At 71.0% G+C, this 14624-nt stretch carries 12 protein-coding genes; 11 read left to right on the forward strand and 1 reads right to left on the reverse strand.

Annotation, left to right across the window (positions count from 1 at the left end; all coding sequences use genetic code 11):
* Window positions 1–102: 102 nt before the first annotated feature.
* The 9 genes from ftsW to ACFQ87_RS05720 all read left to right on the forward strand — a co-directional run bounded on the left by ftsW (window position 103) and on the right by ACFQ87_RS05720 (window position 9187).
* Window positions 103–1473 (forward strand): putative lipid II flippase FtsW, encoded by a 1371-nt coding sequence (gene ftsW, locus ACFQ87_RS05680; protein ID WP_380609294.1) that lies wholly within the window; start codon window positions 103–105, stop codon window positions 1471–1473.
* Between the two features lie 6 nt (window positions 1474–1479).
* On the forward strand, window positions 1480–2586 hold the full coding sequence (gene murG, locus ACFQ87_RS05685; RefSeq protein ID WP_380609295.1) for an undecaprenyldiphospho-muramoylpentapeptide beta-N-acetylglucosaminyltransferase: 1107 nt from the start codon (window positions 1480–1482) through the stop codon (window positions 2584–2586).
* Window positions 2579–3355 (forward strand): cell division protein FtsQ/DivIB, encoded by a 777-nt coding sequence (locus tag ACFQ87_RS05690; RefSeq protein WP_380609296.1) that lies wholly within the window; start codon window positions 2579–2581, stop codon window positions 3353–3355. The genes murG and ACFQ87_RS05690 overlap by 8 nt, the downstream gene beginning before the upstream one ends.
* 364 nt (window positions 3356–3719) lie before the next feature.
* Entirely contained in the window at window positions 3720–4952 is a 1233-nt protein-coding gene (gene ftsZ, locus ACFQ87_RS05695; RefSeq protein ID WP_380609297.1) for a cell division protein FtsZ, read from the forward strand.
* Entirely contained in the window at window positions 4949–5680 is a 732-nt protein-coding gene (gene pgeF / locus ACFQ87_RS05700) for a peptidoglycan editing factor PgeF (RefSeq protein WP_380609298.1), read from the forward strand. Before ftsZ ends, pgeF begins: the two co-directional genes overlap by 4 nt.
* The gene (locus tag ACFQ87_RS05705; RefSeq protein ID WP_380609299.1) at window positions 5680–6489 is read left to right on the forward strand and encodes a YggS family pyridoxal phosphate-dependent enzyme; all 810 of its coding nucleotides are present in this window, start codon (window positions 5680–5682) and stop codon (window positions 6487–6489) included. Before pgeF ends, ACFQ87_RS05705 begins: the two co-directional genes overlap by 1 nt.
* Before the next feature lie 303 nt (window positions 6490–6792).
* A complete protein-coding gene (locus tag ACFQ87_RS05710; RefSeq protein ID WP_380609300.1) occupies window positions 6793–7404 on the forward strand; it encodes a cell division protein SepF in 612 nt (203 codons plus the stop codon).
* Window positions 7405–7502: 98 nt separating this feature from the next.
* Window positions 7503–7784 (forward strand): YggT family protein, encoded by a 282-nt coding sequence (locus ACFQ87_RS05715; protein WP_030282903.1) that lies wholly within the window; start codon window positions 7503–7505, stop codon window positions 7782–7784.
* Between the two features lie 59 nt (window positions 7785–7843).
* On the forward strand, window positions 7844–9187 hold the full coding sequence (locus tag ACFQ87_RS05720) for a DivIVA domain-containing protein (protein WP_380609301.1): 1344 nt from the start codon (window positions 7844–7846) through the stop codon (window positions 9185–9187).
* Between the two features lie 339 nt (window positions 9188–9526).
* Here ACFQ87_RS05720 and ileS read toward each other — a convergent pair whose 3' ends face one another.
* Complete coding sequence (gene ileS / locus ACFQ87_RS05725) at window positions 9527–12658, reverse strand: isoleucine--tRNA ligase (RefSeq protein ID WP_380609302.1); 3132 nt, start codon at window positions 12656–12658, stop codon at window positions 9527–9529.
* Between the two features lie 639 nt (window positions 12659–13297).
* Here ileS and ACFQ87_RS05730 point away from each other — a divergent pair.
* Window positions 13298–13762, forward strand: a complete 465-nt coding sequence (locus tag ACFQ87_RS05730) for a TraR/DksA family transcriptional regulator (RefSeq protein WP_380609303.1) — start codon at window positions 13298–13300, stop codon at window positions 13760–13762.
* Window positions 13763–14000: 238 nt separating this feature from the next.
* Entirely contained in the window at window positions 14001–14573 is a 573-nt protein-coding gene (gene lspA, locus ACFQ87_RS05735; protein ID WP_380609304.1) for a signal peptidase II, read from the forward strand.
* Window positions 14574–14624 lie beyond the last annotated feature (51 nt).

Below are 14624 nucleotides of genomic sequence, written 5' to 3' on the forward strand. Positions count from 1 at the left end.
GGAGGCCCCGAGGAAACGAGGGGCATCGGAGCGACGACCGTCGGCGTCGGGTCCGAGCGGCCCGGAGGCGAAGGAGCCGCAGTCGAAGGAGAGCGGGGAGCGGTGGCGGGGCAGGGCAGGGCGGATTCCGGCGTTTCCAAGCAGGATGCCGCCGAGCCGTGGCGAGTGATCTCCGCCACCACGACCAAGTACAAGTCGGCCGGTCCGCTGGGCCGCCTGCAGGCCTTCCGGGCCCGCGTACGGTACTGGCTGGACCGGCCGCTCACGCCGTACCTGCTGACCGTCGGCACCACGCTGCTGCTGGTGGTGCTGGGCCTGATGATGGTCTTCTCGGCCTCGCAGATCCTGGCCCTGAACCAGCACCACACGGCGCAGTACTACTTCCTCAAGCAGCTGATCGCGGCCATCCTCGGCCTGGTCCTGCTGGTCGGCTTCGCCTCCGTCCCGGTGGCGGTGCTGCGGGTGATCGTCTATCCCGTGATGTTCGGGGTGATCGGCGCGCTCGCGCTGGTCGCCGTGCCCGGCGTCGGGGTGCGGATCAACGGCAACCAGAACTGGCTGGACTTCGGGTTCTTCCAGTTCCAGCCCTCCGAGTTCGCCAAGCTCGCGCTGGTGCTCTGGGGCGCCGACCTGCTCGCCCGCAAGCAGAAGGCCGGCACCCTCACCTCGTGGAAGCACCTGCTGGTGCCGCTGGTGCCGGGGGCCCTGCTGCTGCTCGCGCTGATCATGATCGGCGGCGACATGGGCACCTCGATGATCCTGGTGGCCATGGTGTTCGCGCTGCTCTGGATGGTCGGCGCGCCGCTGCGGCTGTTCGTGGCCACCCTCGGGGTGGCGGTCGTGGTCTGCACCGCGCTGGTGATCACCGTCCCGCACCGGGCCGAGCGCCTGGGCTGCATCGGCGTCACCAAGCTCGATCCGGAGGGCGCCTGCTTCCAGGCCCTGCACGGCGTGTACTCGTTCGCGCTCGGCGGCGGCTTCGGCACCGGCCTCGGCGCCGGCGTGGAGAAGTGGGGCCAGCTGCCAGAGGCGCACACCGACTTCATCTTCGCCGCGACCGGCGAGGAACTGGGCCTGGTGGGGACGCTGTCGGTGATCGGTCTCTTCGCGGCACTAGGCTACGCGGGTATCCGTGTGGCCATCGGTACGAAGGACCCCTTCGTCAGGTACGCCGCGGGAGCCGCCACCACCTGGATCATGGCGCAGGCCATGATCAACCTGGGGTCGGCGCTGGGACTGCTGCCCATCGCGGGCGTCCCGCTCCCGCTGTTCTCCTACGGCGGTTCCGCCATGCTGTCGGCCATGTCCGCGATCGGAGTGCTGCTGTGCCTGGCACGCAGCTCCTCGGGCGCGAAGGCGGCCCTGGCCGCCCGGAGCAAGAACTCCCGGATCAGGAAGCGACTGGCCCGGGTGCTGCCACGACGACGAACCACAGCGCGCCCGGCCCCCGGGCCGGCACGCAGGGAGCGGTGAATTTCGGTGCATGTCGTACTCGCCGGCGGGGGGACCGCCGGTCACATCGAGCCGGCCATGGCCCTCGCGGACGCCCTCCGCAGGCACGACCCGTCCATCGGGATCACCGCCCTGGGCACCGAGAAGGGTCTGGAGACCCGGCTGGTGCCCGAGCGCGGCTACCAGCTGGAGCTCATTCCGGCCGTCCCGCTGCCCCGCAAGCCCACCCCCGAGCTGATCACCGTCCCCGGCCGGCTGCGCGGCACCGTCCGGGCCGCCCAGGAGATCATCGAGCGGGTCAACGCCGACGCCGTCGTCGGCTTCGGCGGTTACGTCGCGATGCCCGCCTACCTGGCCGCCAAGCGGGCCGGCGTGCCGATCGTGGTGCACGAGGCCAACGCCCGCCCGGGCCTGGCCAACAAGATCGGTGCCCGCTACACCGACTTCGTCGCCGTCTCCACCCCGGACAGCAAGCTGCGCGACTCCCGGTACATCGGCATCCCGCTGCGCCGGACCATCGCCACCCTGGACCGCAACGCCACCCGGCCGGAGGCCCGCCAGTACTTCGGCCTCGACCAGCGGCTGCCCACCCTGTTGGTCTCCGGCGGCTCCCAGGGCGCGCGCCGGCTGAACGAAACGGTCACCGCGATCGCCCCGCGGCTCCAGCAGTACGGCGTGCAGATCCTGCACGCGGTCGGCCCGAAGAACGAGCTGCCGCAGGTCGCGGACGTCCCCGGGATGCCGCCGTACCGCCCGGTGCCGTACATCGACCGGATGGACCTCGCCTACGCGGCCGCCGACCTGATGCTCTGCCGGGCCGGCGCCATGACGGTGGCCGAGCTGGCCGCGGTCGGCCTGCCCGCCGCCTTCGTGCCGCTGCCGATCGGCAACGGCGAGCAGCGGCTGAACGCCCAGCCGATGGTCAAGGCCGGCGGCGGTCTGCTGGTGGACGACGCCGAGCTGACCGCGGACTGGGTGCTGCAGAACGTGCTGCCGGTGCTCACCGACCCCCAGCGGCTGTGGGACATGAGCCGGGCCGCGGCCGAGTTCGGCCGCCGGGACGCCGACGACCTGCTGGTCGGCATGGTGTACGAGGCGATCCAGGCCCATCGGGGCGGCCGGCGCCGTGGCTGACGGTCGGCTAGCCGACCCTCTGGACGAGGAGCTGGAGGGGGAGGAGTCCGCTCCCCGCCTCCGGCTCTCCCGGCGGGGCATCGTGGTGCTGAGCGTGCTCGTCGCCGCGGTGCTGGGCGGGCTGGCCTGGCTGGTGTTCTACTCCCCGGTGCTGGACGTGCGCGATGTCGCCGTCCAGGGCACGAAGGACGAGAAGCTGACGTCGGACCAGGTCCGTGACGCGGTCGGCGGGCTGGCCGGCGGCCCGCTGGCCCGGGTGGACCTGGACGAGGTCAGGCACCGGGTGGAGGCGATCCCCCGGGTGGCCAAGGCCGAGGTGTGGCGGGGCTGGCCGCACACCCTGCAGGTCAAGGTGGTGCAGCGGACCGCCGTGGCCGCCGTCAAGGGGGAGGACGGCCAGTTCACCCAGGTGGATGTCACCGGCGTGAGCTTCGCCACCGAGGCGGCCCCGCCGGAGGGCGTGCCGGTGGTGGAGCTGCGGCTCAGTCAGCAGGCGAAGGACGTGGCCGGGGTGATCTCCCGCGCGCAGCTGGTGCAGGGCGCGGTGGCGGTGGCCGCCGGGCTTCCGCCGGAGATCGCCAAGCGGGCCGGATCGGTTCTCGTGCACTCCTACGACGACATCGAACTGCAGCTCAGCGGGGGTGCGACGGTGCGTTGGGGGAGCCCGGAGCAGAACGACCGCAAGGCCCGGGTGCTGCAGGCGCTGATGGCCCAGAAGGGCGCCAACTTCGACGTGAGTGCGCCGGCGGCGCCGGCGGTGTCCGGGTGATCCGCTAGATTCTGTGCCCGAGGGAGGGGTTGACGCCTCGAAGTGTCGGCCCGACCCTTGGTGGTCACCCCGGTTTCCATTGCCGGCCGATGATCACATAGGCTCAAAAGAAAAAGGGAAGCTCGGCGTGTTCGTTGAAACGCGTGCCCGGAGCCACCTAGTGTCCTGTGTCACCAGACTGTGTCCCTTGGTGATGTGACGGAGGCACAGGACTAACCCTAAAGGTCAAGTTTAGGGTTGGGGTCGGCGGTCGGCATTTCGGACATTCAGTCAGAAACCAGGCTCCCTACCCATCGACATCCGTCGGTACGGCCCCTCGCCCGGGCCGGGCCGACCCGGAATCTCGAGGCGAGAGGCCTTCGACGTGGCAGCACCGCAGAACTACCTCGCAGTCATCAAGGTCGTCGGTATCGGCGGCGGTGGTGTCAACGCCATCAACCGGATGATCGAGGTCGGTCTCAAGGGCGTCGAGTTCATCGCGATCAACACCGATGCGCAGGCCCTCCTCATGAGCGACGCCGACGTCAAGCTCGATGTGGGCCGTGAACTCACCCGGGGCCTCGGCGCCGGCGCCAATCCCGAGGTCGGCCGCAAGGCCGCCGAGGACCACCGTGAGGAGATCGAGGAGGTCCTCAAGGGGGCCGACATGGTCTTCGTGACCGCCGGTGAGGGTGGTGGCACGGGCACGGGCGGCGCGCCCGTCGTCGCCAACATCGCCCGCTCGCTGGGCGCCCTGACCATCGGCGTGGTCACCCGCCCCTTCACCTTCGAGGGACGTCGCCGGGCCAACCAGGCCGAGGACGGCATCGCCGCCCTGCGCGAAGAGGTCGACACCCTCATCGTGATCCCCAACGACCGACTGCTGTCCATCTCGGACCGCCAGGTCAGCGTGCTCGACGCGTTCCGGTCCGCGGACCAGGTCCTGCTCTCGGGTGTCCAGGGCATCACCGACCTGATCACCACCCCGGGTCTGATCAACCTCGACTTCGCCGACGTCAAGTCCGTCATGTCGGACGCCGGTTCGGCGCTCATGGGCATCGGCTCGGCCCGAGGTGAGGACCGCGCCAAGGCGGCCGCCGTGATGGCGATCTCCTCGCCACTGCTGGAGGCCTCGATCGACGGTGCCCGCGGCGTGCTGCTGTCCATCTCGGGCGGCTCCGACCTCGGCCTGTTCGAGATCAACGAGTCGGCCCAGCTGGTCAGTGAGGCCGCCCACCCCGAGGCCAACATCATCTTCGGTGCGGTCATCGACGACGCGCTCGGCGACGAGGTGCGGGTCACCGTCATCGCGGCCGGCTTCGACGGTGGCCAGCCGCCGGCCATCGTCCGCGACCCGGTGGTCAAGTCCACCACCCCCGCGGCCCCGGCCACCCCGCCGGCCGCCCCGGAGCGCCCGGCCGGCCGTCCCTCCTACGGGAGCATCGGTTCGGTGACGTCCCGTTCGGAGGGGGAGACCCCGGCCACCCCGTCGCGTCCGGCCGAGACCCAGGCCACCACGACCGCCGCCGCCCCGGTGCCGCCGCAGGTGCAGCCGGTCCGGCAGCCGTTCGTGGAGAGCCCGGCCGAGGAGCTCGACGTCCCGGACTTCCTTAAGTGATCGATCACGCGGTACACGCGGGTGCTCACTTCGCCTTCACCGACAGGTGGGGCGGGGTGAGCACTTCGCCGTACGGGGAGCTCAACCTCGGCGGTGCCGTGGGGGACGACCCGGAGGCCGTCCGGGAGAACCGGGCGATCGCCGCCCGGGAGCTGGGGTTGAACCCGGCCGACGTGGTGTGGATGAACCAGGTGCACGGCGCCGAGGTGGCCGTGGTGACGGGGCGCCAGCCGCTGGGGGAGGCCCCCACGGTGGACGCGGTGGTCACCGACCGGCCGCTCGCGCTCGCGGTGCTGACCGCGGACTGCACCCCGGTGCTGCTGGCCGACCCGGTGGCGGGTGTGGTGGGCGCGGCCCACGCGGGCCGGCCCGGGCTGGCGGCCGGGGTGGTGCCCGCGGTCGTCAAGGCGATGGTCGAACTGGGGGCCGAGCCGGCGCGGATCACCGCCGCCACCGGCCCCGCGGTCTGCGGCCGCTGCTACGAGGTGCCGGCCCGGCTGCGCGCCGAGGTCGCCGAGGCGGTCCCGGCGGCCTTCGCCGAGACCTCGTGGGGCACTCCGGCCCTGGACGTGCCGGAGGGGGTCGCGGCCCAGCTGGCCGCGGTGGGGGTCGCCGAGCTGGTGCGATCACCGGTCTGCACCCTCGAATCCGCCGATCACTTCTCCTATCGCCGCGACCAGCGCACGGGCCGGCTCGCGAGCTACGTCTGGTTGGGCTCTGATCACTGATGACGAACGACATCTACGGGCCGTTCCCGGGGGGTCCTGGCCCCTTCTTTCCGGGCAGTAGCTGGCTGGAGGCCCTGACGGACGGTCAGCGGGCCCGGTTCGAGGAACTGGGGACCAACCTCGACGTGGTCGAGCGTCGGATCGTGGACGCCTGTGCGGCCGCCGGGCGCCCGCGCGAGGACGTCACCCTGATCGTCGTCACCAAGACCTACCCGGCCGAGGACACCGCGCTGCTGGCCGGACTGGGGGTGACGGACGTCGCGGAGAACCGCGACCAGGACGCCGCACCCAAGGCGGAGCAGTGCAGAAACCTTCCTCTTGACTGGCACTTCGTCGGACAGTTGCAGACCAACAAGGTCCGCTCGGTCGTCGGGTACGCGAACCACGTGCACTCGGTGGACCGGCTGCGGCTGGTCGGGTCGCTCTCGGCGGCGGTGCTGAAGTCCGAGCGCCCGGAGCTGGGTTGCCTGGTGCAGGTGGCGCTGGACAAGGAGCACGGTGAGGGCGCGCACCGCGCCGGGGTCGCCCCGGAGGACGTCGCGGAACTCACCGACGCGATCGCCGACACGCCCGGGTTGCGACTGGACGGTGTGATGACCGTCGCTCCGCTGGCCGGTCCACTGGCCGGCGACCCGGTGCGCGCCTTCGACCGGCTGGCGGAAATCGCAACCGCCGTACGGGCGGCCCATCCGGCTGCCACCATGGTCTCCGCAGGGATGAGCGGCGACCTTGAGCAGGCGATTGCCGCCGGGGCGACACATGTGCGCGTCGGAACGGCGGTACTCGGAGTGAGGTCACCCCTCGGGTAACGTCACCGGGTAGTAGATCAGACTGCAGGACAAAATAGGACAGAATCTAGCAGCTCTCCGGAGCGCTAGCGAACCGTGGATCGCAGCTCCGCGGCCCCTACCCACGAACTCTGACGGCGCGTCGCCTTGACGGGCCGTCGTGGGCGGACTGCGGAATCCGCAGGCAGGGCCGTGGCCCGGCCGTCGAGTCGGAGCCGGTGGTCCGCATGGAGCGAGCGAAGCGAGCGACCATCGGAAGGTGCGCGTTTCGCGAAGCAGCCACCGAGCGTCAGCGAGGTGGCCATGAGCGGAGGAGACAGGAGCATGGCCGGCGCGATGCGCAAGATGGCGGTCTACCTCGGCCTCGTGGAGGACGAGACGTACGACGGCCAGGGGTACGACCCCGACGACGACTACGACGCGGACCCCGAGCCGATCCGTACCGGGCAGCGGACCGAGGATATTCCCCGGCCGGCCGCCCCCGCAGCAGCACCCGCCGCGGTCTCCTCGATCACCCCGCAACCGGTCCCGGCGGCGGTGCCGATCCGGCAGGAGACCCCGAGGATGGCTCCCGTGTCGTCCATCACACCCGAACGCCGCCACAATCTGGAGAAGAGCGCCCCGGTGATCATGCCCAAGGTAGTGAACGAACGAGAGCCCTACCGCATCACCACGCTGCACCCGCGGACCTACAACGAGGCCCGTACCATCGGGGAACAGTTCCGTGGCGGTACCCCCGTGATCATGAATCTGACCGAGATGGACGACACCGATGCGAAGCGGCTCGTAGACTTCGCCGCTGGACTCGTCTTCGGTCTGCACGGCAGTATCGAGCGCGTGACACAGAAGGTGTTCCTGCTGTCGCCTGCTAACGTCGATGTCACGGCGGAGGACAAGGCTCGGATCGCCGAGGGTGGGTTCTTCAACCAGAGCTGACCCGGCCACGACTTTACGTGTGGATCTGATCGACAGTGGTTGGCGACAGGTGACGAGCGGCAGGCCCTAGGGCCCGGGACCGGGGAGAGGGAAACGCGATGGACATCGTGTGGGCGGTGCTCTACTACGCCCTGACCGTCTTCTTGGTGTTCCTGCTCGTGCGACTGGTCATGGACTGGGTCTTCCAGTTCGCGCGTTCGTGGCGGCCCGGCAAGGCCATGGTCCTGGTCCTGGAGGCCACGTACACTGTCACGGATCCGCCGCTCAAGCTTCTTCGGCGGTTCATCCCGCCGTTGCGTTTCGGGGGCGTGGCGCTCGACCTGTCCTTCTTCGTACTGATGATCATTGTGTATGTCCTGATCTCGCTTGTGCACCCCTAGTCGTAGGTGAGCGATGCGACAGGATGCCGGTGTGCCGACGATCACGTTGAGGTGAAGAGATGCCATTGACCCCCGAGGACGTTCGGAACAAGCAGTTCACGACCGTCCGCCTGCGTGAAGGCTATGACGAGGACGAGGTCGATGCCTTCCTCGACGAGGTCGAGGCGGAGCTGACCCGCCTCCTCCGGGAGAACGAGGACCTGCGGGCCAAGCTGGCCGCCGCGACTCGCGCCGCCGCGCAGAACCAGGCCAACATGCGGAAGGAGCCGCCGCAGGACGCGCAGCGTCCGGCCGCTCCCGTCCCGGCCGCCATATCCGGCCCGCCGATCCCCGGCCAGCAGGGCCCGGGCGGCCCGCAGCAGATGGGTCCCGGTGGCCCGCAGCAGATGGGCCCGGGTGGTCCCCAGCAGCAGCAGATGGGCAACCAGCCCCTCGGCCTGCCCTCCGGCGCCCCGCAGCTCCCGGCCGGTCCGGGTGGCCCCCATCAGATGGGCGGCCCGCAGCAGCAGATGAACCAGACCATGGGCGGCCAGCAGCAGCTGGTCCAGCCGATGGGCGGTCAGATGCTCCAGCCCATGGGCGGTCCCGGTGGCCCGCAGCAGATGGGCAACCCGATGGGCCAGGGCATGGGCCAGCAGCAGATGCAGCCGATGGGCGGCCCCATGGGCGGCCCGCCGCAGCAGATGGGTGGCCCGATGGGCGGCCCGATGCAGCAGCAGGGCCCCGGCGGCGACAGCGCCGCCCGCGTGCTGGCGCTCGCCCAGCAGACCGCCGACCAGGCGATCTCCGAGGCCCGTTCCGAGGCCAACAAGATCGTCGGCGAGGCGCGCAGCCGGGCCGAGGGCCTCGAGCGCGACGCCCGGGCCAAGGCCGACGCCCTGGAACGGGACGCGCAGGAGAAGCACCGCGTCGCGATGGGGTCGCTGGAGTCCGCGCGGGCCACGCTGGAGCGCAAGGTCGAGGACCTGCGGGCGTTCGAGCGTGAGTACCGGACGCGTCTGAAGTCGTACCTGGAGACCCAGCTGCGTCAGCTGGAGTCGCAGGCCGACGACTCGCTCGCCCCGCCGCGGATCCCCGCCACCGCTTCGCTGCCGCCGGCGGCGTCGTCGATGGCTCCGGCCGGTGCCGGTGCGATGACCTCCGGTGCACCGTCGTTCGGTGGGAACCAGCCGGCCTTCGGTGGCAGCTCGCCGTCGTTCGGCGGGCAGAGCTCCTTCGGCGGGAACCCGCCGGCGCCGAGCTTCGGCGGGCAGGCTGCCGGTGGCAACAGCGGGGCTCCGCAGATGCAGCCGGCCGGGATGACCCAGCCGATGGCGGCCGTCCGGCCGCAGCCGCCGCAGCCGATGCAGCAGGCTCCGGCGCCGATGCGGGGCTTCCTGATCGACGAGGACGGCGACAACTGAGGTTGTAGCAGGGCTCTTCGAGGGCGTCCCCTTTCTGACCTTCGGGTCGGGGAGGGGGCGCCCTTTTTGCGTTGGGACGGGGGACGGGGAGGGCCGGAGCGGGGGAGGGGCTTGAGGGTGCGGGAGGGGGGCTTCCGCTGCGCGCAGTTCCCCGCGCCCCTGTCGGGGCGCGGGGACGGGAGATGGGGAGCGCGCGGGGGAGGAGGGGGACGGAGGGCGCGCGGGGCGCGCGGGGTGCGGGGGAGGCGTGGGGTGCGGGGAGGGTGCCGGGGGTGTTGAGGGCGGACAAAGCGGAACCGCCGCCCGGCTCGGGAGCGGGGCGGCGGTTCCGGGTGGGGGTCAGGCCTTGCGGAGTTGGAAGGCGAGGCCGAGGGATTCGTCGGTGAAGGTTTCGGAGGCCCAGTCGGCCGTGCCGGCGGCGAAGTCGGTGGCGAGGACCTCCTCGGCGACGAGGGGGCCGTGTTCGGCGATGGCCTCGGCGGTCTCCTCGGCGGTGGCGCGCCAGCGGAGGACGATGCGGTCGGCGACGTCGAGGCCGGAGTTCTTGCGGGCCTCCTGGATCTGGCGGATGGCGTCGCGGGCGATGCCGAGGCGCTTGAGCTCCGGGGTGATGGCCAGGTCGAGGGCGACGGTGGCGCCGGACTCGTTGGCGACGGCCCAGCCCTCGCGCGGGGTCTCGGTGATGATCACCTCGTCGGGCGACAGGGTGATCGTCTCGCCGTCGAGCTCGACGCTGGTCGTGCCGTCGGCGCGCAGTTCGGCGGCCAGGCGGGCGGCGTCGGTGGCGGCGACCGCCTTGGCGACGTCCTGCACGCCCTTGCCGAAGCGCTTGCCCAGCGCGCGGAAGTTGGCCTTGGCGGTGGTGTCGACCAGCGAGCCCCCGACTTCGGCCAGCGACTCCAGGGTGGAGACGTTGAGCTCCTCGGCGATCTGCGCGCGCAGGTCGGCGGGCAGCTCCTCCCAGCCCTGGGCGGCGACCAGCGCGCGGGAGAGCGGCTGACGGGTCTTGACGCCGGACTCGGCGCGCGTGGCCCGGCCCAGCTCGACCAGGCGGCGGACCAGCGCCATGTGCCGGGAGAGCTCGGTGTCGATCAGGCTCTCGTCGGCCTCCGGCCAGGTGGCCAGGTGGATCGAGGCCGGGGCGTCCGGGGTGACCGGGACGACCAGGTCCTGCCAGACCCGCTCGGTGATGAACGGGGTGAGCGGGGCCATCAGGCGGGTGACCGTCTCCAGCGCCTCGTGCAGGGTGGCGAGCGCGGCGGCGTCGCCCTGCCAGAAGCGGCGGCGGCCGCGGCGGACGTACCAGTTGGAGAGGTCGTCGACGAAGCCGGAGAGCAGCTTGCCGGCGCGCTGGGTGTCGTACGCCTCGAGGGCCGCGTCGACCTCGCGGACCAGGGTGTTCAACTCGGAGAGCACCCAGCGGTCCAGCTGCGGGCGGTCGGCCGGGGCCGGGTCGCTCGCCGAGGGGGCCCAGTTCGAGGTGCGGGCGTACAGGGCCTGGAAGGCGACGGTGTTCCAGTAGGTGAGGAGGGTCTTGCGGACCACCTCCTGGATGGTGCCGTGGCCGACCCGGCGGGCCGACCAGGGCGAGCCGCCGGCCGCCATGAACCAGCGCACGGCGTCGGCGCCGTGCTGGTCCATCAACGGGATCGGCTCCAGGGTGTTGCCCAGGTGCTTGGACATCTTGCGGCCGTCCTCGGCCAGGATGTGGCCCAGGCAGACGACGTTCTCGTAGCTGTTCTTGTCGAACACCAGGGTGCCGACCGCCATCAGCGTGTAGAACCAGCCGCGGGTCTGGTCGATCGCCTCGGAGATGAACTGCGCCGGGTAGCGCTTCTCGAACAGCTCCTTGTTCTGGTACGGGTAGCCGTACTGGGCGAAGGGCATCGAACCCGAGTCGTACCAGGCGTCGATGACCTCGGGCACGCGGGTGGCGGTGCCGCCGCAGTCGCGGCAGGCGAAGGTCACCTCGTCGATGAACGGGCGGTGCGGGTCGAGGCCGCTCTGGTCGGTGCCGGTGAGCTCGGTCAGCTCGGCCAGCGAGCCGACGCAGGTCAGGTGGCCCTCCTCACAGCGCCAGATCGGCAGCGGGGTGCCCCAGTAGCGGTTGCGGCTGAGCGCCCAGTCGATGTTGTTGTTCAGCCAGTCGCCGAAGCGGCCGTGCTTGACCGTCTCCGGGAACCAGTTGGTGGCCTCGTTCTCGCGGATCAGCGCGTCCTTGACGGCGGTGGTCCGGATGTACCAGGACGGCTGCGCGTAGTAGAGCAGCGCGGTGTGGCAGCGCCAGCAGTGCGGGTAGCTGTGCTCGTACGGCACGTGGCGGAAGAGCAGGCCGCGCTCCTTCAGGTCCGCGACCAGGGCCTCGTCGGCCTTCTTGAAGAACTGGCCGCCGACCAGCGGGACCTCGGGGGCGAAGGTGCCGTCGGCGAGCACCGGGTTGACCACCGGCAGGCCGTACTTGCGGCAGGTCGCGAGGTCGTCCGCACCGAAGGCGGGCGCCTGGTGGACGACACCGGTGCCGTCCTCGGTGGTGACGTAGTCGGCGTTGAGGACGAAGTTGGCGTTCTCCATCTCGACCAGTTCGAACGGGCGCTGGTAGTTCCAGTGCTCCATCTCGATGCCGGTGAAGGACTCGCCGGTGGGCTCCCAGCCCTCGCCGAGGGCCTTGGCGAGCAGCGGCTCGGCGACGACCAGCTTCTCGTTGCCGTCGGTGGCCACCACGTAGGTGACCGTCGGGTTGACCGCGAGGGCGGTGTTGGAGACCAGGGTCCACGGGGTGGTGGTCCAGGCGAGCAGGGCCGCCTGGCCGGCCAGCGGGCCGCCGGTGAGCGGGAAGCGGACGTAGACCGAGGGGTCGACCACGGTCTCGTAGCCCTGGGCCAGCTCGTGGTCGGACAGGCCGGTGCCGCAGCGCGGACACCAGGGGGCGACCCGGTGGTCCTGGACCAGCAGGCCCTTGTCGAAGATCTGCTTGAGCGACCACCACACGGACTGGACGTACGACGGGTCCATCGTCCGGTAGGCCTCGTCGAGGTCGACCCAGTACCCCATGCGGGTGGTGAGCCTGGAGAACTCGTCGGTGTGGCGGGTCACCGACTCGCGGCACTTGGCGTTGAACTCGGCGATGCCGTACTTCTCGATGTCCTGCTTGCCGGAGAAGCCCAGCTCCTTCTCGACGGCCAGCTCGACCGGCAGGCCGTGGCAGTCCCAGCCGGCCTTGCGGGCGACGTGGTAGCCCTTCATCGTCCGGTAGCGCGGGAAGACGTCCTTGAAGACGCGGGCCTCGATGTGGTGGGCGCCGGGCATGCCGTTGGCGGTCGGCGGGCCCTCGTAGAACACCCACTCGGGGCGGCCCTCGGACTGCTCCAGGCTGCGCTGGAAGATCTTGTTGTCCTGCCAGAACGACAGGATCTGGTGCTCCAGGGCAGGCAGGTCCACCTGCGCCGGGACGGGGTTGTAGGAGCTGCTCATCGCGGGCGTCTACCTCCGGCGGATGCTGGGACTGGATCCTCCGGAGGGACGAGACGGCCTGGCCGCCCCGCGGTACCACCCTCCTTGGCCGCGGTGCTGCGTTGCGGCCCTCTTGTTTGGGCTTGCTGCCGGGTCTAGTGGACCGCCGCGGACTGTGCGGTGGCCGTTCTTCCGGCGGCTCCGGGGTGATCTTCCCGTCGTGCACACCCCCGGGCTCGCACCGTCCCCGGGTCGCTGGTGGCTGCGTACGTCGGTACTCGTCCCATCTGCGCCTTGCAGGCCCAGTGTATCGGCCGGGCGAGTCGGTTTGTCCAAACCGTTTCCGCAGGGGTGGTTTCGGGCATGGACGGGCTGGTCGGCGGGGGTGGTTAGGCGGGGGTGAGGTGGGCACAAGTCTGTCAGCGCGCGGGGCGTGGCGGTTGGGGCGGCTGCCTGGGTGGGATCATCGCGAGGCGCCGGTATGTCATGTTGTGACCGGTTTTGATCGGGATTATCGTTCCGGCACTGGAAGCCGCCGGGAACCGGCGGCTCGATTCGTTCGTAGATGGGGTCGAAGCCATGGCTGAGAAGGCATCCGGCGCGGGTACCGCCACCAAGCGGGCACGCAAGGCCTTGGCGGCCGATCCAGGGGAGGGGACCGTGACCACTACCGCACCTCAGAACAGCACCGACATCGTCACCGCGCCGCGCGGAGCCGAATCCGTCGACCCGGCCACCCTGCCGGTCCGACCCGGCGAGGAACCGTGGACCTCGGCGGAGGTCCACGAGCTCCACGACGAGCTGATCAGCGACCTGGAGCGGCTGCGCGGCGAGATCGACGCCGCCGACGCCGCCATCGCCGGCCTGATGCGTGACTCCAACGACGGAGCCGGTGACGACCAGGTGGACGCCGGTACGAAGAACATCTCGCGGGAGAGCGAGCTGGCGCTCGCCAACAACGCCCGGGACAGCCTCGCCCAGACGGAGCGCGCCCTGGAGCGGCTCGAAGGCGTCGGCTTCGGCATCTGCGAATCCTGCGGCCAGGCCATCGGCAAGGCCCGGATGCAGGCGTTCCCCCGGGCGACGCTCTGCGTCCAGTGCAAGGCCAAGCAGGAACGCCGCTGAACCGGGCCGCCGGGGCGACGCGGGGGGTCGGGCTTGCCGTACGCTCGACCCCGTAACGTCGCCTGACGTGTCCGGAGCGGTTCCTCGACGGATTCCAGGGCGGCATCGGCCCACCACCCTCCCCCGCCTCCTGCCCGGGGGAGCTCCATCGGCAGCGGAGCGGATCATCAGTACGCAAGGTTCCCCCCAGACCCGGGACGAGGCCGTCCCGAACCCCGCCGATGCCGTGGAGGTGGCCGTGGCCGATCCCACCGACCCCGCGGAGGCGGCTTCGTCCGACGGCGGGACGGCGGTCGAGAAGCCCAAGGGCCGGCGACGGGTCGGCGTGCTGCTGGTCGTCGCGGTGCTCGCCTTCCTGATCGACCTCGGCAGCAAGCTGCTGGTCGTCGCCAAGCTGGAGAACCACGCCGCGATCAAGGTGATCGGCGACGTCGTCACCCTCCAGGTGATCCGCAACTCCGGCGCGGCCTTCGGCATGGGGCAGGCGCTGACCGTCGTCTTCACGATGATCGCCTCGGCCGTCATCGTGGTGATCTGGCGGATCGCCCGCCGGCTGTACAGCCTCCCGTGGGCGATCGCCCTCGGGCTGCTGCTCGGCGGGGCGCTCGGCAACCTCACCGACCGGCTGTTCCGTGCGCCGGGCGTCTTCCGCGGGCACGTCGTGGACTTCATCTCCGTCCAGCACTTCGCGGTGTTCAACCTCGCCGACTCGGCGATCGTCTGCGGCGGGATCCTCGTGGTGCTGCTCTCGTTCAAGGGCAGCAACCCGGACGGGACCGTCCACCAGCAGACGGGCAAGGGCGACGAGTAGGGACCTGCCCCTCCCGGTCGGGACCGCCGGCGGGAGGGGCTGGGCCGCGTT

The organism is Kitasatospora sp. NPDC056531 (assembly GCF_042794375.1).
In the GTDB taxonomy this organism is placed as follows: Bacteria; Actinomycetota; Actinomycetes; order Streptomycetales; family Streptomycetaceae; genus Kitasatospora.